This is a genomic window from Streptomyces goshikiensis, assembly GCF_014650555.1.
Taxonomy (GTDB): Bacteria; Actinomycetota; Actinomycetes; order Streptomycetales; family Streptomycetaceae; genus Streptomyces; species Streptomyces goshikiensis.
Genome location: NZ_BMVE01000002.1, coordinates 16360 through 35175 on the forward strand (window position 1 = coordinate 16360; position 18816 = coordinate 35175).

19 protein-coding genes are annotated in these 18816 nt (G+C 74.1%); 9 read left to right on the forward strand and 10 right to left on the reverse strand.

Annotated elements, in window-relative coordinates:
* The first annotated feature begins 51 nt into the window (after positions 1–51).
* Positions 52–552: a CinA family protein gene (locus IE248_RS05580; protein ID WP_190030091.1), complete on the forward strand. Its 501-nt coding sequence runs from the start codon at positions 52–54 to the stop codon at positions 550–552.
* A gap of 109 nt (positions 553–661) precedes the next feature.
* Complete coding sequence (locus IE248_RS05585; protein WP_037791103.1) at positions 662–1045, forward strand: helix-turn-helix domain-containing protein; 384 nt, start codon at positions 662–664, stop codon at positions 1043–1045.
* A gap of 346 nt (positions 1046–1391) precedes the next feature.
* On the opposite strand, the gene IE248_RS05590 is transcribed toward IE248_RS05585, so the two are convergent.
* From IE248_RS05590 to IE248_RS05605, 4 genes are all read right to left on the reverse strand, one after another.
* A complete protein-coding gene (locus IE248_RS05590) occupies positions 1392–2156 on the reverse strand; it encodes an SDR family NAD(P)-dependent oxidoreductase (RefSeq protein WP_190030092.1) in 765 nt (254 codons plus the stop codon).
* A gap of 68 nt (positions 2157–2224) precedes the next feature.
* Positions 2225–3010: a DNA-formamidopyrimidine glycosylase family protein gene (locus tag IE248_RS05595; RefSeq protein WP_073796322.1), complete on the reverse strand. Its 786-nt coding sequence runs from the start codon at positions 3008–3010 to the stop codon at positions 2225–2227.
* A 120-nt stretch (positions 3011–3130) separates the two neighbouring features.
* Positions 3131–3829 carry a hypothetical protein gene (locus IE248_RS05600; RefSeq protein WP_190030093.1) on the reverse strand — a complete coding sequence of 233 codons (699 nt, stop codon included), beginning with the start codon at positions 3827–3829 and terminating at the stop codon, positions 3131–3133.
* A gap of 180 nt (positions 3830–4009) precedes the next feature.
* Positions 4010–8599, reverse strand: a complete 4590-nt coding sequence (locus IE248_RS05605; protein ID WP_100583301.1) for an ATP-dependent helicase — start codon at positions 8597–8599, stop codon at positions 4010–4012.
* 80 nt (positions 8600–8679) lie between these two features.
* On the opposite strand from IE248_RS05605, the gene IE248_RS05610 reads away from it, so the two are divergent.
* The 3 genes from IE248_RS05610 to IE248_RS05620 all read left to right on the forward strand — a co-directional run bounded on the left by IE248_RS05610 (position 8680) and on the right by IE248_RS05620 (position 10622).
* On the forward strand, positions 8680–9513 hold the full coding sequence (locus IE248_RS05610; RefSeq protein ID WP_190030094.1) for an AraC family transcriptional regulator: 834 nt from the start codon (positions 8680–8682) through the stop codon (positions 9511–9513).
* 105 nt (positions 9514–9618) lie between these two features.
* Entirely contained in the window at positions 9619–10317 is a 699-nt protein-coding gene (locus IE248_RS05615; protein ID WP_079196050.1) for an AzlC family ABC transporter permease, read from the forward strand.
* Positions 10314–10622: an AzlD domain-containing protein gene (locus tag IE248_RS05620; protein WP_100583303.1), complete on the forward strand. Its 309-nt coding sequence runs from the start codon at positions 10314–10316 to the stop codon at positions 10620–10622. Before IE248_RS05615 ends, IE248_RS05620 begins: the two co-directional genes overlap by 4 nt.
* On the opposite strand, the gene IE248_RS05625 is transcribed toward IE248_RS05620, so the two are convergent.
* Positions 10591–11544: a hypothetical protein gene (locus IE248_RS05625; RefSeq protein ID WP_047960717.1), complete on the reverse strand. Its 954-nt coding sequence runs from the start codon at positions 11542–11544 to the stop codon at positions 10591–10593. The two genes, IE248_RS05620 and IE248_RS05625, sit on opposite strands and share 32 nt — an antisense overlap.
* 81 nt (positions 11545–11625) lie before the next feature.
* Between IE248_RS05625 and IE248_RS05630 the strand changes: the two genes are divergently transcribed.
* Positions 11626–11820, forward strand: coding sequence for a DUF3046 domain-containing protein (locus IE248_RS05630; RefSeq protein ID WP_033217375.1), 195 nt, complete (start codon positions 11626–11628; stop codon positions 11818–11820).
* Between the two features lie 234 nt (positions 11821–12054).
* Positions 12055–13155 carry an AI-2E family transporter gene (locus IE248_RS05635; protein ID WP_100583360.1) on the forward strand — a complete coding sequence of 367 codons (1101 nt, stop codon included), beginning with the start codon at positions 12055–12057 and terminating at the stop codon, positions 13153–13155.
* On the opposite strand, the gene IE248_RS05640 is transcribed toward IE248_RS05635, so the two are convergent.
* Positions 13106–13867 carry a Clp protease N-terminal domain-containing protein gene (locus tag IE248_RS05640; RefSeq protein WP_037798237.1) on the reverse strand — a complete coding sequence of 254 codons (762 nt, stop codon included), beginning with the start codon at positions 13865–13867 and terminating at the stop codon, positions 13106–13108. The genes IE248_RS05635 and IE248_RS05640 overlap by 50 nt on opposite strands.
* Positions 13868–14128: 261 nt before the next feature.
* On the opposite strand from IE248_RS05640, the gene recA reads away from it, so the two are divergent.
* On the forward strand, positions 14129–15238 hold the full coding sequence (recA, locus tag IE248_RS05645) for a recombinase RecA (protein WP_037798238.1): 1110 nt from the start codon (positions 14129–14131) through the stop codon (positions 15236–15238).
* Positions 15239–15241: 3 nt separating this feature from the next.
* Positions 15242–15853: a recombination regulator RecX gene (gene recX / locus IE248_RS05650; RefSeq protein ID WP_100583304.1), complete on the forward strand. Its 612-nt coding sequence runs from the start codon at positions 15242–15244 to the stop codon at positions 15851–15853.
* A 42-nt stretch (positions 15854–15895) separates the two neighbouring features.
* Here recX and IE248_RS05655 read toward each other — a convergent pair whose 3' ends face one another.
* From IE248_RS05655 to IE248_RS05665, 4 genes are all read right to left on the reverse strand, one after another.
* Positions 15896–16291, reverse strand: coding sequence for a rhodanese-like domain-containing protein (locus IE248_RS05655; RefSeq protein WP_107419462.1), 396 nt, complete (start codon positions 16289–16291; stop codon positions 15896–15898).
* Entirely contained in the window at positions 16288–16815 is a 528-nt protein-coding gene (locus tag IE248_RS05660; protein ID WP_124290164.1) for a cupin domain-containing protein, read from the reverse strand. Before IE248_RS05660 ends, IE248_RS05655 begins: the two co-directional genes overlap by 4 nt.
* Before the next feature lie 88 nt (positions 16816–16903).
* A complete protein-coding gene (locus tag IE248_RS38540) occupies positions 16904–16990 on the reverse strand; it encodes a putative leader peptide (RefSeq protein WP_311318651.1) in 87 nt (28 codons plus the stop codon).
* Between the two features lie 40 nt (positions 16991–17030).
* Positions 17031–18680 (reverse strand): FAD-dependent oxidoreductase, encoded by a 1650-nt coding sequence (locus IE248_RS05665; RefSeq protein ID WP_190030095.1) that lies wholly within the window; start codon positions 18678–18680, stop codon positions 17031–17033.
* Between the last annotated feature and the right edge of the window lie 136 nt (positions 18681–18816).

Consider the following 18816-nt stretch of genomic DNA (forward strand, 5'->3'; position numbering starts at 1 on the left):
GATCCGCCGGCCGGTGAAACGGGCGGTGCCGCGGGGGCCGGTCGCGCGGGAGTGGCCGCGGACGTGCTGCGCCTGCTCGCGGAGAGTGACCAGACCCTCGCCGTCGCGGAGTCGCTGACCGGCGGCCTGGTGGCCGCCGAGCTCACCGAGGTGCCCGGAGCCTCCCGCTCCTTCCGCGGCTCCGTCACGGCGTACGCGACGGAGCTCAAGGACCGGGTCCTCGGCGTGGACGCCGAGCTGCTGGCGGCGCACGGCGCGGTGAACGCGCAGGTGGCCGAGGAGATGGCGGCCGGGGTGCGGCGCGCGCTGGGAGCCACGTGGGGGATCGCCACCACCGGAGTGGCCGGTCCGGACCCGCAGGACGGGCAGCCGGTGGGCACGGTTTTCATCGCCGTCGCCGGTCCGGGGGGCAGGAAAACGGCCCGGCTGCGGTTGAACGGCTCCCGTGCGGAAATTCGTAGGGAGAGTGCACGGACAGTGCTGGAACTCCTGTCGAGCGAACTCCGCGAGAATCTGCGGGGGCAGGATACGGAACAGAACGGGGGGATTTGATGTTTGCAGCCCTGAGTGAACACGACATCGCTCCCCGCACGGCCGCGGCGCGAGGCGGTACGGTGGGGCGTGAAGGTTACGGCTACACGGTCAGAGGAGGGAGCCACCGATGATTCTGCTCCGTCGCCTGCTGGGTGACGTGCTGCGTCGGCAGCGCCAGCGCCAGGGCCGTACTCTGCGCGAAGTCTCCTCGTCCGCCCGAGTTTCGCTCGGCTATCTCTCCGAGGTGGAGCGGGGGCAGAAGGAGGCATCCTCCGAGCTGCTCTCCGCGATCTGCGACGCGTTGGACGTACGGATGTCCGAGCTGATGCGCGAAGTCAGCGACGAGCTGTCGCTGGCCGAGCTGGCACAGTCGGCCGCGGCGAGCGAACCGGTCCCGGCGCCGGTCCGCCCGATGCTCAATTCGGTCTCCGTGACTTCGGTCACGGGTGGACCGCCGGAACGGGTGACCATCAAGGCGCCCGTGGAAGCGGTGAATGTCGTAGCCGCGTGAGCGTGAGTGTGCGCTGAGGTGTGGCCGGAGCCCCGGTCGGTGCGTGAAGCACCGGCCGGGGCTCCCGGCCGTTTCGGGTGCGGGCGCGCGGGGGGTGCGGGAGGATGGGGCCGTCCGGGTCCCCGCTCCTGGGAGGCTGCCGTGCGGCGGTCATTACGCATACCTGCGGCTTCGGCCTTCGCGGTGGCCGTGGGCGCGCTCTGGTGGTGGGCCGTGCTGCGGCTGGCGTTCGCGCCGGCGGATGCCGGCCCCGTGGAGGGCGCGGTGGCCGTGGGCGGCTGGGGCCTGGGGCTGCTGCCGGTTCACTGCGTGCCCGGTCCGGTCCGCCGGGCCCGGCGGGAGGCGGCTACCAGGGCATCGACACTCCTCCGTTCGGGCGAAGAATCTGTCCGGTCATGAAGGACGAGGCGTCCGAGGCGAGATAGAGGACGGCCTGCGCGATGTCCTCGGGCTCGCCGACGCGGCGCAGCGGGGACATCCGGACCATCGCGGCCTCGGTCTGCTCCCGGACCTCGGGGGAGTGCCGGCCGGTCATCGGGGTGCGGATCCAGCCGGGGGCGACGGCGTTGACGCGGATGCCGTACGGGCCGGTCTCGGTGGCGAGGGTCTTGGTCAGCTGGACCACGGCCGCCTTCGCGGCGCTGTAGCAGAGCAGGCCGGGCTGGGCGGCGTCCACGGCGCCGGACGCCATCGTGACGATCGCGCCGGGGCGGCCGGCGGCGATCATGGCGCGGGCCGCTTCCTGGCAGGTGCGCAGGACCCCTTTGAAGTTGATGTCGAGGATCCGGTCGAGGTCCTCGTCGGTGGTCTCCAGGACGGTGCTGGTGTGCATGACGCCGGCGATGGCGGCGGCGATGTCGAGGGGGCCGGCGGCCCGGACGGCGGCCCGGATCGCGGTGCGGTCGGTGACGTCGAGGGGATGGGCGGTGGCGCTGCCGCCGGCCTTGGCGATGAGGGCCGCCGTCTCGGCGAGGCCCCGCTCGTCGCGGTCCGCGCAGTGCACGGCCGCGCCCGCCTCGGCGAGGAGCAGGGCGGTGGCGCGGCCGATGCCGCTGGCGGCGCCGGTGACCAGGGCGGTGCGGCCGGTGAGGTCGTACGCGGGTATGGGCATGCCGGGACGGTACGACCGGAGCTGACGGAGCGTCAACTATCGGGCGGGGACCGCCCGGGGGACCCGGCTTACGGTGTGGGGCCCGGCTGGCAGCGGGGGCACCAGTACGTCGGGCGGTCCTCCTGCGGGGCCTCGCGCACCGGGGTTCCGCAGCGCAGGCAGGGGCGGCGGGCACGCCCGTAGACGAACAGGTCCTGGCCGGGGCGGTGGATGCCGGTGGTGTTGCGCCGGCGGTCCTTGTTGGCGGCGAGCAGCCGGTGCGCGGCCCCGGCCAGCCGGGGGACGTCGGACTCGGGGAGCGCGCCGACGGGGGTCCAGGGGGTCACCTGGGCCAGGAAGCAGAGCTCGGACTTGTAGATGTTGCCGATGCCGGCCAGGTTGCGCTGGTCCAGGAGGGCCTCGCCGAGCGGCCGCTCCGGAGCGGCCAGCAGGCGGGCGGTGGCCAGGGCCGGGTCCCAGTCCGGGCCGAGGAGGTCGGGGCCGAGGTGGCCGACGACGCGGTCCTCGTCCCGGGTGCGCAGGAGTTCGAGGACCGGGAGGCGGTAGCCGACGGCGGTGTGGGTGGCGGTGCCCAGCACGGCGCGGATCTCGTAGTCGGGACCGCCGCGCCACTTCTCCCCGGCGGCGAAGACGTGCCAGGCGCCGTCCATCCGGAGGTGGCTGTGCAGGGTGAGACCGCCCTCGATGCGGGCGAGGAGGTGTTTGCCCCGGGGGGTGACGTCGAGGGTGGTGCGGCCGGTGAGGTCGACGGTGGCGAGCCGGGGGACGCGCAGGTCGCTGCGCAGCAGTTCCCGGCCCGCCAGGGCGGCGTGCAGGCGGGCGGCCGCGCGCCAGATGCTGTCACCTTCGGGCATGGACCCATTGTGACCCCGGGGAACGGCGCGGGCCCCCGCGACGGTGTGCCGTCACAGGGGCCCGGTCAGCGGGAGCGGCGTCGGGCCGGTGGGCCCGCCCGCCGCTTCCCGCCGCTTGCCTTACTTCCAGTAGAGGCTCTTGCTGTCGTTCAGGTTGTTGTACGGGTCGCCCCAGTACTCGGCGCCGACGACCTTGGTCTGCGCCGACGGGGCCAGGGTGATCGCGCAGTTGGTCTGCGTCTTGCCGCCCGTGAAGCCGCTCGGCAGCGAGTCGTCCTTGCACTTCTCGAACTTGCCGATGACCGAGACGCCCTGCGCCTCGCTGCCGTCGGGGAGCAGGCCCTTGATGTGGCCGACGGAGGCGAACTCCAGGTTCGTCGTGCCGACGTTCTTGACCGTGTAGCGGATGTAGTAGGGGACCATCCCCTTCACCTTGTCGCCGAGCTTGAGCGCATCCAGGTCGGCGGCCTGACCCTGCTCGACCGCGGTGACGGTGAGGGCGATGGTGCCCTTGGTGTCCGAGCCGTAGGTGAACGGGACCGTGGCGGCCTCGCCGATCTTGAAGGTCTGGCCCGGCTTCGCCGCTCCGGCCGGCGCACCGCCGGGGGCCGCGCCGTCCGCGCCGCCGCTCGTACCCGCGCTCGGGGCGGCCGGGGTGCCGGGCTGCTCCGAGGGCTGGGACGGCTGCGCGGCCGGGGAGCCGCTCTGTGCCGGGCCCGCCTCCTCGTTGCCGTTCTTGCAGCCCGTCAGGGACAGGGCGGCCGCCGCCGTCAGGCCGATGACGCCGAGCGTGGTGCGCTTCATACGGATGGTGCTCACTATCTCTCCCCCATGAATGTGCATCGTCAAATTCAATGCCTGCGTGGAACTTGATAGTCCACAACTGGGGGGTCCGGCCAGGTCGGATGGGGTCACGCGGTCCTTCGTGACGCGCTCAGTACATAAGCGCAACGTAAGTGGAACAGTCGGCACCGGTCCGCTGCGCGGGGCGGGCGGCCGTCAGGAACGCATCCGCAGCCCCCGGGGCGTCGCGTGGAAACCCGCCGATTCCAGGGCCCGCCCCAGCGGCGAGGTCAGCGCCGGCGCGGCGTTGACCCGCTCCACCGTCAGGTCCGGGAGGGTGCCCGCACGGGAGGCCGAGACCAGCGCCGCCATGGCCGCGGCCAGACGCGGATCCTCCGCCGGGGGCCACGCCAACAGGGTCTTGCCGCCGCGCTCCAGATAGAGCGTCAGCTCACCGTCGACCAGCACCACCAGGGAGCCCGCCTTGCGGCCCGGCTTGTGGGTCGCGCCCGTCGGCGGCTCCGGCCAGGGCAGCGCCGCGCCGTACGCGTTCGCCGGATCGGCGGCCGCCAGGACCACGGCCGCCAGCGGGGGCGGGTTCCGCTCGGCCGCCCGGAGCCGGTCCACCGCGCCGTCCATCGCGAACTGCGCGGCGCCCAGGCCCTCGACGACATAGCCGCGCCGGGCCTGGCCGCTGTCCTCGAAGGCCGACAGCACCCGGTACACCGCGCTGAAACCGCCCTCGACACCCTCCGCCGCGACCGCGCCCCGGGTGACCACCCCGTGCCGGTCCAGGAGCGTACGGGCCAGCGCGTGCGCCCGGTGCGTCGGATCCGGGGCATGGGCGGGGAGCAGGGACCAGCGCCCGGTCACCGTCGGCGGCCCGGTCCGGGAGACCGTCGCGCTGAGCGTGCCGTACCGGCCGCGCGGGATCGTCCGCCGGGCCCGGTGGGCGGTCGCCCCCGCCGTACGGCCGGAGCCCAGCAGGGAACGGAGCGGGGCCAGCGTGTCGTTCGTCAGCCGCCCCGACCAGGCCAGGTCCCAGACGGCCGAGGCCAGCTCCGGATCGGTGGCCTCCGGATGGCGGGCGCGGGCCGCCTCGACGAGCTGGCGGAAGAACAGCCCGTACCCCCCGGAGAGGGTGTCGAGGACGGTCTGGTGGAGCTCGGTCAGCTCCAGCGGGTGCGGCGGAGGCAGCAGCAGCGGGGCCGCCTCCGCCAGATAGAGGGAGATCCAGCCGTCCTTGCCCGGCAGGGCCCCCGCGCCGGCCCAGACGACCTCGCCGGTGGTGGTGAGCTCGTCCAGCAGGGCCGGGGAGTACCCCGCGACCCGGGACGGGAGGATCAGCCGCTCCAGCGCCGAGGCCGGCACCGGGGCGCCCTGGAGCTGCTCGATGGCCCGGGCCAGCCCGTCGATCCCGCGCAGGGCGCCGCCCAGGTGCTGCCACTGCGGGAGGAAGGTCGCCAGGGAAGCCGGCGGGACCGGCTCCAGCTCCTGCCGCAGCGCGGCCAGCGAGCGCCGCCGCAGCCGGCGCAGCACCGTCGCGTCACACCACTCCTGGCCGATGCCCGCCGGGTGGAACTCGCCCTGGACCACGCGGCCGGCCGCCGCCAGCCGGTGCAGGGCGCCCTCGGTGACCGCCCCGCCCAGCCCGAAGCGGGCCGCCACGACGGCCGTGGTGAACGGCCCGTGCGTCCTGGCGTAGCGGGCCAGCAGATCGCCGAGGGGGTCCTTGACCGGCTCGGTGAACGCCTCCGGGACCCCGACCGGGAGCGCGGTGCCCAGCGCGTCGCGCAGCCGGCCCGCGTCCTCGATCGCCGCCCAGTGCTCCACGCCGCCGATCCGGACGCCGATCGCCCGGCGGGCCGCCGACAGCTCGGCGGCCCAGGCCGGCTCCGCCCCGCGCGCGGTCAGCTCGGCCTCCGTCAACGGGCCCAGCAGGCGCAGCAGGTCCGCCACCGACTCGGGGTCCTTGGCCCGCCGGTCCTCGGTCAGCCACTGGAGCTCCCGCTCCAGCTCCTCCAGCACCTGCGCGTCCAGCAGCTCGCGCAGCTCCGCCTGGCCGAGCAGCTCGGCCAGCAGCCGGGAGTCCAGCGACAGCGCGGCCGCCCTGCGCTCGGCGAGCGGCGAGTCGCCCTCGTAGAGGAACTGGGCGACGTACCCGAACAGGAGCGAGCGGGCGAAGGGGGAGGGCTCGGCGGTGGTCACCTCGACCAGCCGGACCCGGCGCGCCTCGACGTCCCCCATCAGCTCGGTCAGCCCGGGCACGTCGAAGACGTCCTGGAGGCATTCCCGTACGGCCTCCAGCACGATCGGGAACGAACCGAACTCCGACGCCACCTGGAGCAGCTGGGACGCCCGCTGGCGCTGCTGCCACAGCGGGGTGCGCTTGCCGGGGCTGCGGCGCGGCAGCAGCAGGGCGCGGGCCGCGCACTCGCGGAACCGGGAGGCGAACAGGGCCGAGCCGCCCACCTGGTCGGTGACGATCCGGTCGATCTCGCCCTGCTCGAAGGCGACGTCCGCCGCGCCCAGCGGAGCCTGCTCGTCATCGAACTCGAACCCCCCGGTGTGCGCGGGGTCGTGGTCGAGGAGGTCCATGCTCAGCAGGTCCGCGTCCGGCAGGCGCAGCACGATCCCGTCATCGGCGTGCATCACCTGGGCGTCCATCCCGTACCGCTCGGCGAGGCGGGCGCCGAGGGCCAGCGCCCACGGTGCGTGCACCTGCGCGCCGAAGGGGGAGTGGACCACGACCCGCCAGTCGCCCAGCTCGTCACGGAACCGCTCGACCACGATGGTCCGGTCGTCCGGGACGTGCCCGCACGCCTCGCGCTGCTCCGCCAGGTACGCCAGCACGTTCTCCGCGGCCCAGGCGTCCAGCCCGGCCGCCAGAAGCCGCAGCCGGGCGTCCTCGTCGGTGAGGCCGCCGAGCTCGCGCAGGAACGCTCCGACCGCGCGCCCCAGTTCGAGCGGGCGGCCCAGCTGGTCGCCCTTCCAGAACGGCAGCCGCCCCGGGACGCCGGGCGCGGGGGAGACCAGCACGCGGTCCCGGGTGATGTCCTCGATCCGCCAGGAGGTGGTGCCCAGGGTGAACACGTCCCCGACGCGGGACTCGTAGACCATCTCCTCGTCGAGCTCGCCGACCCGGCCGCCGCCCTTCTTCGGATCCGCGCCGGCCAGGAACACCCCGAACAGCCCGCGGTCCGGGATGGTGCCGCCGGAGGTCACCGCGAGCCGCTGGGCCCCCGGCCGGCCCGTCACCGTACCGGCCACCCGGTCCCACACCACGCGCGGTCTGAGCTCCGCGAACGCGTCCGACGGATAGCGGCCGGCCAGCATGTCCAGCACCGCCGTGAACGCCGAATCGGGCAGCGCCGCGAAGGGCGCCGCCCGCCGCACCAGAGCCAGCAGGTCGTCCAGCTGCCAGGTGTCCATCGCCGTCATCGCCACCAGCTGCTGGGCCAGCACGTCCAGCGGGTTGGAGGGGACGCGCAGGGACTCGATCGACCCCGTCCGCATCCGCTCCGTGACCACCGCGGCCTGCACCAGGTCACCCCGGTACTTGGGGAACACCACCCCCGTGGACACCGCGCCGACCTGGTGCCCCGCCCGGCCGACGCGCTGCAGCCCCGAAGCCACCGAGGGCGGCGACTCCACCTGCACCACCAGGTCCACGGCGCCCATGTCGATGCCCAGCTCCAGGCTGGAGGTGGCCACCACCGCGGGCAGCCGGCCCGCCTTCAGGTCCTCCTCCACCAGCGCCCGCTGCTCCTTGGACACCGAACCGTGGTGCGCACGGGCCAGAAGCGGCGGGGCACCCTGCGAGGCGCCCGACTGGGCCATGATCTCGGCCGGCGAGGACCCCTCCGGCAGCTTCTCGCCCATCGCCCGCTCGTACGCGATCTCGTTGAGCCGGTTGCACAGCCGCTCCGCGAGCCGCCGCGAGTTGGCGAACACGATCGTCGAGCGGTGGGCCTGCACCAGATCGGCGATCCGCTCCTCCACATGCGGCCAGATCGACGGCTTGTCCCCGCCCTCCCGGCCCTCGGTCGCGGGCGAGCCGCCCAACTCGCCCATGTCCTCGACCGGGACGACCACCGACAGGTCGAACTCCTTCGTCGACGGCGGCTGGACGATCTCCACCTTGCCGCGCGGCGCGAGGTACCGGGCCACCTCCTCGACCGGCCGGACCGTCGCCGACAGGCCGATCCGCCGTGCCGGGCGCGGCAGCAGCTCGTCCAGCCGCTCCAGCGACAGCGCCAGGTGCGCCCCGCGCTTCGTCCCCGCGACCGCGTGCACCTCGTCCAGGATCACCGTCTCGATCCCGGCCAGCGCCTCGCGCGCGGCCGAGGTCAGCATCAGGAACAGCGACTCCGGCGTGGTGATCAGGATGTCCGGCGGCCGCGTCGACAGCGCCCGCCGCTCGGCCGGCGGGGTGTCCCCCGACCGGATCCCGACCCGGATCTCCGGCTCGGGCAGCCCCAGCCGCACGGACTCCTGACGGATCCCGGTCAGCGGGCTGCGCAGGTTCCGCTCCACGTCGACGGCGAGGGCCTTCAGCGGCGACACGTACAGCACCCGGCAGCGCTTCCTCGGATCGGCCGGCGGCGGGACCGACGCCAGCCGGTCCAGGGCGGCGAGGAACGCCGCCAGGGTCTTGCCGGAACCGGTGGGCGCGACCACCAGCACGTCCGACCCCTCCCCGATGGCCCGCCAGGCACCCTCCTGCGCGGAGGTGGGCGTACGGAAAGCCCCCGTGAACCACGAGCGGGTCGCGGGGGAGAACGAATCGAGCGCGGCAGTGGCCATGCCCCCATCGTGCACCCGGCCACTGACACCGGGCCGGACCTGCGCGAACACGCCCCCGGACCGGGGCGCAGAATGGGGGGATGGGTGAGGAGGAGGGCCGCAAGGAGTGGGCGCGCCACTGGCAGTACGCGGAACTGCCCGGGCTGGACCTGCTGCGGGCCCACTACGTACGCCACACCTTCCCCCGCCACGCGCACGACGGGTACGTCATCGCGGCCGTCACGGGAGGCATCGAGCAGATCGGCCTGCCCGGCGGCACCCTGCGCGCCGGGCCCGGCAGCGTGGTCCTGATCAACCCAGAGGTGCCCCACAGCGCCCGTGCCGGGGTGCCCGAGGGTTGGGCGTACGCCACCCTCTACCCCTCCCGGGCGCTGATCACCGAGGTCGCCGCCGAGATCGGCACCCTGCGCGGCACCCCCGGATTCACCACCGACATGGTCACCGACCCGCAGACCTCCCAGGTGATCACCGAGGTGCACCGGGCCGCCGAGGCCGGGAACGCGCTGGCCGCCGACACCCTGCTGCGCGGCGCGGTCGCGCGGATGCTCAGCCGGCACGCGGGCCCGCTGCCGGTCCGTACGGTGCGCCGCGCGGGCGCCGCCGACGCCGAACGGGCCCGGGCCGTCCTGGCCGGCCGGATGAGCGACCCGCCCTCCCTGGAACAGCTCGCGGCGGAGCTCGGCACCAGCCCGTTCGCGCTGCTGCGCGCCTTCCGCGAGCGGTACGGGATGCCGCCGCACACCTGGCTCACCGACGCCCGGGTCCGCCAGGCGCGCCGGCTGCTCGATGCGGGGACCCCGCCCGCCGAGGCCGCCGTCGCCGTCGGGTTCACCGACCAGCCCCACCTGAACCGGCACTTCACCCGGATCGTGGGCGTGCCGCCGGGTGCCTACCGGCGGGGCCGGGCCTGCTGACCCGCGGCCGCGGCCGGAGCCGGATCGCGCCGGCCCGTGTGCGCAAGAACGTACAAGACCGGCCCGGCCCGCCCCGCGTACGTTCGCGGGGTGGGAGAACATCAGATGGTGATGCAGGAGAGGCCCGAGGGGGCCGTCGGGCGGCCCCGCGCCGCCGTCGTACGGGACGCGCTCGGGGTCGGGGTGGCCGTCGGGCTGTCCGGGTTCGCGTTCGGCGTGACCGCCGCCGGGGCCGGGATCAGCACGCTGCAGGCCTGTGTGCTGAGCCTGCTGGTGTTCACCGGAGCCTCGCAGTTCGCGCTGGTCGGGGCACTGGCCGCGGGCGGCAACCCGTTCACCGCGGCCGCCGGCGCCTTCTTCCTCGGCACCCGCAACGCCTTCTACGGGCTGCGGCTGTCCCAGTTGCTCGCGCTGCCCCGGGCCGTGCGGCCCCTCGCCGCGCACTGGGTCATCGACGAGACCACCGCCGTCGCCCTGGCCCAGCCCGACCGGAAGTCGGCCCGCCTCGGCTTCACCGTGACCGGGCTGACCCTCTACGTCCTGTGGAACCTCACCACCCTGCTCGGGGCGCTCGGCGCCGAAGCCATCGGGGACACCGGCGCCTGGGGCCTCGACGCCGCCGGACCCGCCGTCTTCCTCGCGCTGCTCGCGCCGATGCTGAAGACCTCCACCGAGCGGGCCGTCGCCGGGCTCGCCCTGGTCCTCGGACTGGGTCTGCTGCCGGTGCTGCCCGCCGGGGTGCCCGTGCTCGTCGCCGCGCTCGCCGCCCCCGCGGTGCTCTGGATGAAGGGACGCCGACCGTGAACGTCTGGATCGCCATCGGGATCACCGTCGTCGGCTGCTACGCCGTCAAGCTCGCCGGGCTGCTCGTGCCCGCCGGGGCCCTGGAGCGGCCGACGGTGCAGAAGCTCGCCGCGCTGCTGCCCGTCGCACTGCTCGCCGCGCTCACCGCGCAGCAGACCTTCAGCACCGGGGACGCGCTCGTGATCGACGCCCGCGCCGCCGGGCTGGCCGCCGCCGCGGTGGCGCTGCTGCTGCGGGCCCCCTTCCTCGTCGTCGTCGGGGCCGCCGTCGTCGTCACCGCGGGGGTAAGGGCGCTGGGCGGTTAGCCCCGGCCGGCAGGCACCCGTACGCCCGCAGGGTCAGCAGGGCCTCCAGCGTGGCGATCGGCCGGCGCTCCAGCGAGCTGCCCGGCGCCCGGTCCCTGCGCGGCACCGGCCAGCCGCCGTCCGGGCGCTGCTGCGCGGCCAGGAAGGCCAGCGCCCGGGCCATCTCCTCGTCGGTGAACCAGCCGCGGGCCAGCGACTCCGGCCGGCGCGCGAAGTCGTACGGGAACAGCTGCTCGCCCGGCGCGTACCCGGGGAACACCGGGTACCGCGCGCGCCGTCCCGGGTCCAGCACCGCGAGGCCGCGCTCGCGCACCAGCCGCCCCAGCCGGTCCGCGGCCGCCGCGGCGCGGGCCCGGTCGGGGGCGCCGTCGAGGAAGGCCACCGCGCTCTGGACCTCGTACGGATGCGAGTGGCGCAGGCCCTCGACCCGGTCCCAGCAGAATTCCGTGGCCCGGAACAGCCACGCGTGCCAGACCCGGTTGCGGTGCAGCACCCCGACGACCGGGCCCGTGGCCAGCAGCTCGCCCGGCGGGGCGTCCCCCACCGGGGCGTGCGGGGCCGGGAAGACCACCGGGAGCGCCCCGTCCGGGGCCGAGACGCGGGTCAGATGACCGCAGAGCCGCTCGATCCGCTGCCCGGCGCAGCGGCCGAGGCTGTCGAGGACCCGTAAGGCGTGCGCGGTGTGCAGGGGCCGGCTCAGCGGACCGCGCAGGTCCGGATCGAGCGCGTGCCCGTACCCGCCGTCGCCGCCCAGGTAGGCACCGAGGGCCGCGTCCACCGGATCGGCGTCCCCGCCGAGGAAATGGAACGCGAACCGCCGCTGCTCCAGCACACGGGCCGTGAGCCAGATGAACTGCTCGGCGCGGGCCAGCACGGCCCCGGCGGTCGGCGGGCTCGGCGCGGAAGCTTCGTCTCCAGGCATGCGGGAAACCGTAGGACGCCGGGGCGCGGCCAGGTGGTGGGAACGGGGCCGGTGCACTCTCCGGAGCGGGATACTGGGGGCATGCGGTTGACGATTTTCTGGGAACGGATGGCCGAGCACTTCGGCGCGGGCTACGCGGATTCCTTCGCGCGCGACCACGTCATGACGGAACTCGGCGGACGGACCGTGCACCAGGCGCTGGACGCGGGCTGGGAGACCAAGGACGTCTGGCGCGCGGTGTGCTCCGCGATGGACGTGCCGGCCTCGCTGCGCTGACGGCCCGTACCGAACCACTCGGGCGGTTGGCGGGTGGCGGCCGGCGGGTGGGACAGACTGGGGTGCGTGGCAGCGACTGAAGACACGACCGACCAGGCAGACGACGCGGCGGGGGCGGGCGGGGGAACCCGGGTGGGCCCGCCCCGCCAGGAGACCGCCGGGGCGCCCGAACCCGCGGGGGTCCTCGGGCCCCCGGAACCGCCCGACCGGAGCGGCGCCCAGGTCGCGGCCCGGATGCCGCGCTGGCTGCCGCGCGCGGTGATCCTCGTCCTGGCCCTCTACGCCTGCTTCCAGCTCGGCAGCTGGGCGTTCCACCAGCTCATCGGGCTGCTGATCAACATACTGATCGCGTTCTTCCTCGCCCTCGCGATCGAGCCGGCCGTGGCCAGGATGGCGGCCCGCGGCATGCGGCGCGGGCTCGCCACCTTCGTGGTGTTCCTCGGGGTGTTCGCCGCGAGCGCCGGTTTCGTCTTCCTGCTCGGCTCGATGCTCGCCGGGCAGATCGTCGACATGGTGGGGGGCTTCCCCGGCTATCTCGACTCGGTGATCAGATGGATCAACGAGACCCTCCACACCAAGCTGTCCCGGCTGGAGATCCAGGACAGCCTGCTGCACTCGGACTGGCTGCAGAAGTACGTGCAGAACAGCGCCACCGGCGTGCTCGACGTGTCCGCCACCGTGCTCGGCGGGCTCTTCAAGCTGCTGACGATCGGCCTCTTCGCCTTCTACTTCGCCGCCGACGGGCCGCGGCTGCGGCGCGCGCTGTGCTCCGTCCTGCCTCCCGCGAAGCAGTCTGAGGTGCTGCGCGCCTGGGAGATCGCCGTCACCAAGACGGGCGGGTACCTCTACTCGCGCGGGCTGATGGCGCTGATCTCCGGCATCGCGCACTACGTGGTGTTCGTCATCCTCAAGGTGCCGTACGCGCCCGCGCTCGCGGTGTGGGTGGGGCTGGTCTCCCAGTTCATCCCCACCATCGGCACCTACCTGGCGGGCGCGCTCCCGATGCTGATCGCGTTCCCGCACTCGCCCTGGTACGCGCTGTACGTGCTCGGCTTCGTGGTGGTCTACCAGCAGTTCGAGAACTACGTGCTGCAGCCGAAGCTGACCGCGAGGACGGTCGACATCCACCCGGCGGTGGCGTTCGGGTCCGTCATCGCGGGCACCGCCCTGCTGGGCGCGGTCGGGGCGCTGATCGCGATCCCGGCCGTCGCCACTTTGCAGGCGTTCCTCGGCGCGTACGTGAAGCGGTACGAGCTGACGGAAGGGGCGGCCGGGGCCCCGCCGGCTACTCCTGCCGGTCGGTTTCGGCGAGGAAGGCTGCCAGGGCCTCGGTGACGGTCGCCTCCACGGCGGCCTTGTCCACGCCGAGGCCGCTGAAGACGCCCTCGCCGTTCTCCAGTTCGAGGAGGGCGAGCAGGATGTGCTCGGTGCCGACGTAGTTGTGGCCGAGGCGCAGGGCCTCGCGGAAGGTGAGCTCCAGGGCCTTCTTGGCGGAGGCGTCGAAGGGGACGAGGGCGGGAAGCTCCTCCTCGGAGGCCGGGGGCAGGGCGGCGGTCGCGACGGCGCGCACGTCGTCCTCCGAGACCTGCTGGGCCCGCAGGGCGAGCGCGGCGAGGCCCTCCGGCTCGGCGAGCAGGCCGAGGACGAGGTGCTCGGTGCGGATCTCGGTGCTGCGGCCGGCGCGGGCCTCGTTCTGCGCGGTGACGACGACGTTGCGGGCGCGGGGGGTGAAGCGGCCGAAGCCCTGGCTCGCGTCCATGCCGCCCTCGCCCTCCTTGTCGGCCTTGGGGACGAAGCGCTTCTGGGCGGCCTGGCGGGTGACGCCCATGCTGCGGCCGATGTCGGTCCAGGAGGCGCCGGAGCGGCGGGCCTGGTCGACGAAGTGGCCGATGAGGTGGTCGGCCACGTCGCCGAGGGACTCGGCGACGACGACGGCGCCGCTGAGCTGCTCCAGGGTGTCGGTGTGGATCTTCTTGATGGCCTCGATCAGGTCGTCGAGGCGTACCGGGTTGGTCATGCGAACGGGTTCCACCGAAGGGTTCGTCATGGGTGCAACCGTAGGTTGACAGTCGAAGGAGTGTCAACCCTGGGTTGTCAGTCGGGTGGGATGTCGGCTCGATGCGGGGTTAGACGCGGGGCCTGGCGTGGCGTCCGGCGTGGGGCCTGACGTGGTGCGCTTGACAGGGAAATCGAACATCTATTCTCATGAGTTATCCACAGCCGAAGCGGGCGTGGAAGCGCATTGTCAGTGGCAGGCGTTAGCGTCAATGGCGTGAAGCGATCGACTCAAGCAAATCGGGTGGAACCCATGGCAGGCACCGACCGTGAGAAGGCTCTCGACGCCGCTCTCGCACAGATTGAACGGCAATTCGGCAAGGGTGCGGTCATGCGCCTCGGCGACAAGCCGAACGACCCCATCGAGGTCATCCCCACCGGGTCGACCGCGCTGGACATCGCCCTCGGCGTCGGCGGGCTGCCCCGCGGCCGTGTGATCGAGGTGTACGGCCCGGAGTCCTCCGGTAAGACGACCCTGACCCTGCACGCCGTGGCCAACGCGCAGAAGGCCGGCGGCACCGTCGCCTTCGTGGATGCCGAGCACGCGCTCGACCCCGAGTACGCGAAGGCCCTCGGCGTCGACACCGACAACCTCATCCTGTCGCAGCCGGACACCGGCGAGCAGGCGCTGGAGATCGTGGACATGCTCGTCCGCTCCGGCGCGCTCGACCTGATCGTCATCGACTCCGTCGCGGCGCTCGTGCCGCGCGCGGAGATCGAGGGCGAGATGGGCGACTCGCACGTCGGCCTCCAGGCCCGGCTGATGAGCCAGGCGCTCCGCAAGATCACCGGTGCGCTCAACCAGTCCAAGACCACCGCGATCTTCATCAACCAGCTCCGCGAGAAGATCGGCGTGATGTTCGGCTCGCCGGAGACCACGACCGGTGGCCGCGCGCTGAAGTTCTACGCCTCCGTGCGCCTGGACATCCGCCGCATCGAGACCCTCAAGGACGGTACGGACGCGGTCGGCAACCGCACCCGGGTCAAGGTCGTCAAGAACAAGGTCGCGCCGCCGTTCAAGCAGGCCGAGTTCGACATCCTCTACGGCCAGGGCATCAGCCGCGAGGGCGGCCTGATCGACATGGGCGTGGAGCACGGCTTCGTGCGCAAGGCCGGCGCCTGGTACACGTACGAGGGCGACCAGCTCGGCCAGGGCAAGGAGAACGCCCGCAACTTCCTCAAGGACAACCCCGACCTCGCCAACGAGATCGAGCGGAAGATCAAGGAGAAGCTGGGCGTGGGTGTCCGCAAGGACGCCGCCGCCGACGAGGCGGGCGCCACCGCGCCGGCCGATGCCGCGGCCGTGCCCGCCCCGGCGACGAAGGCCAAGACGACGGCCAAGGCCGCCGTGGCCAAGAGCTGACCCGTGCGGGAGCAGGAAAGGGGCGGCGCCGGCGGCCGTCGGGGCCGTCGCCAAGGCGGCGACCGTGAGGACCGTCGCGAAGGCGGCCGCGAGGGCCGCCAGGAGCTGCCGCCCCAGACTCCCGAGGAGCAGGCGCGGGCGATCTGCCTGCGCCTGCTCACGGGGATGCCGCGTACCCGGCGGCAGCTCGCGGACGCCCTGGAGAAGCGGGGCATCCCCGAGGAGGTGTCACAGGCCGTCCTCTCCCGCTACGAGGAGGTCGGCCTGATCGACGACGCCGCCTTCGCCGGGGCCTGGGTCGAGTCCCGGCACCGTGGCAGGGGCCTCGCGCGCCGGGCGCTCGCGCAGGAGCTGCGCACCAAGGGGGTGCACGCCACCCTCGTACAGGAGGCGCTGGAACAGCTGGACTCCGAGCAGGAGGAAGAGACCGCCCGGGAACTCGTGGAGCGCAAGCTCCGCTCGACCCGGGGCCTGGAGCGGGACAAGAGGCTGCGGCGCCTCGCCGGGATGCTCGCGCGCAAGGGATACCCGGAGGGCATGGCCCTGCGGGTGGTCCGGCGCGCGCTGGAGGAGGAGGGCGAGGACGCCGACGAGCTGGGGTACCCGGGCTTCTGAGGGAAGGCCGGGCGCCCCGCCCCGGCCGGGGCGGGGGCCGTGTCAGGGCGGGGGCGCCACCGGGAGACCGGCGGACTTCCAGGACTGGAAGCCGCCCTCCAGGTCCGTCGCGTGGCGCAGGCCCAGCGCGTGGAGGGACGCCGCCGCCAGGGTGGAGGCGTAGCCCTCGTTGCAGATGACGATCACCCGCAGGTCGTGGCCCGTGGCCTGCGGGACGCGGTGGGAGCCCTGGGGATCCAGTCGCCATTCGAGTTCGTTGCGCTCGATCACCAGCGCACCCGGGATCAGGCCGTCCCGCTCGCGCAGCGCCTGGTAGCGGATGTCCACCAGCAGCGCACCGTCCAGCGAGGCGGCGTACGCGGCCCGCGCGTCGACGCGGGCGTACGTTTCACGGACCCGCTCGACGAGGGCGTCGATGCCGGTCGGGGCGGCGCTCACTGCCAGTCCGCCGGACGCTCGACGTGCTCCAGGGTGAGCACGGGGCCGCTGCGGCTGAAGCGGCGGATGAGCGGGAGCGGCGGGTAGTAGGCGTGCACGGAGACGGCGTGCTCGGCCGGGGACTCGTTGAGCACCTCGTGTACGTGGTGCTCGGCGAACGCGCGGCCCGTGCCCTCCGGCAGCGCCCGCTCCCGGTCCACGTCGGCGGCGAGCACCAGGCTCCGCCAGCCCTCCGCGGGCAGTCGTACGGTCAGCGAGTGCTCGGTGAGCCGCCCCCGGGCGGTGGCGAACGCGCCCCGCGATTCGGCGTGGTCGTGCCAGCCGGTGCCGGTGCCCGGCGGCCAGCCGATCAGCCAGGCCTCGCTCCCGCCCGGCCCGTCGAGCCGCATCCACGTACGGCCCTCCGGGTCGAGGGGCAGCGAGTCCACGATCTCGGGGTCGGCGGCGGTGCGCAGGGCGAAGGAGAGGAGTTCGGCGGCAGTGGGGCCCGCCGAGACACGGGTGGGCGCGGGGACAACAGACATGGAATGACCGTCCTGGGGGTTCGCGAACATGCGCGCGGGCCCGGCAGGGAGCAGAGCAGGGCACGGGGCGCGCGGAGGAGAAGGCGAATCAGCAGGAAGGGCGACACACGCAGCCCGCGTAGCGGAGCAGGTCCATGTGGACCCTCCGCCACAGGCGCACGTCGTTGCCGGTCATGTCCGCGAGTGAAGCACGAGACGCGGAACGGGTCAATCGATCAAGTGGTGGGCCTGCCCGAAGGAGTACTCGAAGGAGTGCCCGAAGGGGCGCCCGAAGGAGTGGTCGGGGGCGTGGGCGAAGGAGCGGCCGGCGCGAGGGCGGGAGTCCGGGGCGCGTCGGAATCCGGGGCGCCCGCGCGGACGCTGTCCGCCGCCTCGTAGAGCTCCGCCGGCCGTACCCCCGCGAAGGTGGCCGCCAGGTGCCCGTCCGGCCGTACGAGGAGCACCGTGTGGGCGGGAGCCCCCGGGTAGCTGTCCGCGACCAGCAGCTCCGCGCGGACCGGAAGCGCGCTGACCGCCGCCGCCAGCCGCGGCATCAGCCCGGCGCCCAGCCAGTGCCGCCGGTCCCAGACCCCGGTGCCCGGGGCGACGAGGAGCACCAGCAGCCGGCCCCGCCCCAGCAGATCGCGCAGCGGCACCGTGGCCCCGTCGGGCGCGGTCACCGCGACGTTCTCCACGGGGCCGCCCGGCTCGGTGGCCGTCGGCACCTCGCGCACCGCGACCGGCGGGCCGTACGTCGGAGCCGCGCCCAGCGGGCCGCGCCCCAAGTGCCCGTCGGTGAGCAGGGACTCCGCGGAGCGCGCGGCCCCGGGGAGGTAGGTCCGCAGCCCGCTGCCGCTGCGCAGGGCCGGCATCGCCTGGTCGGCGGCGCGCAGCCGGGCCGCGACCGCCCTGCGGCGCTCGTCCTCGTACCCGTCGAGCAGGGCCTCCGAGGCGCCCTGGTGCCAGGCCACCGCCAGCCTCCAGGCCAGGTTCTCGGCGTCCCGCAGCCCCTCCTCGACGCCCTGGGTGCCGAGCGCGCCCAGCAGGTGCGCCGCGTCGCCGGCGAGGAAGGCCCGGCGGTCGCGCCAGCGCCGGGCGAGCCGGTGGTGCAGGGTGTGGACCCCGGTGTCGATCAGGTCGTACGGGGGAGTCGTGCCCCCGCACCACGCCCCCAGGGTGTCGCGGATGAGGGTGACCAGCGCGCCGGGGGTGACGAGCTCCCCGCGCGGCGGAAGCAGCCAGTCCAGCCGCCACACCCCGTCGGGCAGCGGCCGAGCGGTGACCTCGTCGGGGGCGCGGCGGTACAGCAGCGCCTCGCCGGGCCAGGGCAGTTCGGTGCGCAGCGCGGCCACGGCGTGGCGTTCCACGGCGGTGCGGCCGGGGAAGCGGATGCCGATCAGCTTGCGCACGGTGGAGCGGGCGCCGTCGCAGCCGACCAGGTAGCTCCCGCGCCACCAGGTCGTCGCGGCGCCCTTGGTGTGCGCGGTGACCCCCCGGCCGTCCTGCTCCAGGGAGTCCAGCTTGCTGTCGGTGACCAGCTGGACGAGCGGGTGCGCGGCGGCGGCGTCCCGCAGCCCGCGCGTGAGGGCGTGCTGCGGAAGGTGCAGCGGCGCCGGGTGGTCCTCGAAGGTGACGCGCTGGGAGTCGCGGCCGCGCCGCAGGGTGCGCCAGGCCGCGTAGTACGCGCCCTCGTCGCGCAGCGTCGTACAGCCCAGCCGGTGGGCCATGGCCGCGGTGTCGGAGTGCAGGACGACGGTCCGGGCGGGCCGGGACTCCTCCTTGCCGGGCCCTTCGTCGAGCACGACGCAGGGCACGCCCGAGCCGGCCAGGGCCAGGGACAGGGAGAGTCCGACGGGCCCCGCGCCGACGACGATCACCGGGTCCATGACGCGGCTCCCGATGTCCGGTATGTGATCACAGGTGGTATGCAACCCACTGGAGGTGCCTGCGTCAAGTGACGCCGGTCGCGACAACGCCGTGTGGTGCGGCGGAAGAGTTCCGCCGCACCACACGTGCCACACC

What these genes read in the sequence shown, in the direction of transcription:
- IE248_RS05630 (WP_033217375.1), top strand. Translation starts at nt 11,626, where the DNA reads ATGCGGTTGACGATTTTCTGGGAACGGATGGCCGAGCACTTCGGCGCG.
- recA (WP_037798238.1), top strand. Translation starts at nt 14,129, where the DNA reads ATGGCAGGCACCGACCGTGAGAAGGCTCTCGACGCCGCTCTCGCACAG.
- IE248_RS05640 (WP_037798237.1), bottom strand. Translation starts at nt 13,867, where the DNA reads ATGACGAACCCTTCGGTGGAACCCGTTCGCATGACCAACCCGGTACGC.
- IE248_RS05595 (WP_073796322.1), bottom strand. Translation starts at nt 3,010, where the DNA reads ATGCCCGAAGGTGACAGCATCTGGCGCGCGGCCGCCCGCCTGCACGCC.
- IE248_RS05635 (WP_100583360.1), top strand. Translation starts at nt 12,055, where the DNA reads ATGCCGCGCTGGCTGCCGCGCGCGGTGATCCTCGTCCTGGCCCTCTAC.
- IE248_RS05615 (WP_079196050.1), top strand. Translation starts at nt 9,619, where the DNA reads ATGGTGATGCAGGAGAGGCCCGAGGGGGCCGTCGGGCGGCCCCGCGCC.
- IE248_RS05625 (WP_047960717.1), bottom strand. Translation starts at nt 11,544, where the DNA reads ATGCCTGGAGACGAAGCTTCCGCGCCGAGCCCGCCGACCGCCGGGGCC.
- IE248_RS05605 (WP_100583301.1), bottom strand. Translation starts at nt 8,599, where the DNA reads ATGGCCACTGCCGCGCTCGATTCGTTCTCCCCCGCGACCCGCTCGTGG.
- IE248_RS05660 (WP_124290164.1), bottom strand. Translation starts at nt 16,815, where the DNA reads ATGTCTGTTGTCCCCGCGCCCACCCGTGTCTCGGCGGGCCCCACTGCC.
- IE248_RS05610 (WP_190030094.1), top strand. Translation starts at nt 8,680, where the DNA reads ATGGGTGAGGAGGAGGGCCGCAAGGAGTGGGCGCGCCACTGGCAGTAC.
- IE248_RS05590 (WP_190030092.1), bottom strand. Translation starts at nt 2,156, where the DNA reads ATGCCCATACCCGCGTACGACCTCACCGGCCGCACCGCCCTGGTCACC.
- IE248_RS05665 (WP_190030095.1), bottom strand. Translation starts at nt 18,680, where the DNA reads ATGGACCCGGTGATCGTCGTCGGCGCGGGGCCCGTCGGACTCTCCCTG.
- IE248_RS38540 (WP_311318651.1), bottom strand. Translation starts at nt 16,990, where the DNA reads ATGACCGGCAACGACGTGCGCCTGTGGCGGAGGGTCCACATGGACCTG.
- IE248_RS05585 (WP_037791103.1), top strand. Translation starts at nt 662, where the DNA reads ATGATTCTGCTCCGTCGCCTGCTGGGTGACGTGCTGCGTCGGCAGCGC.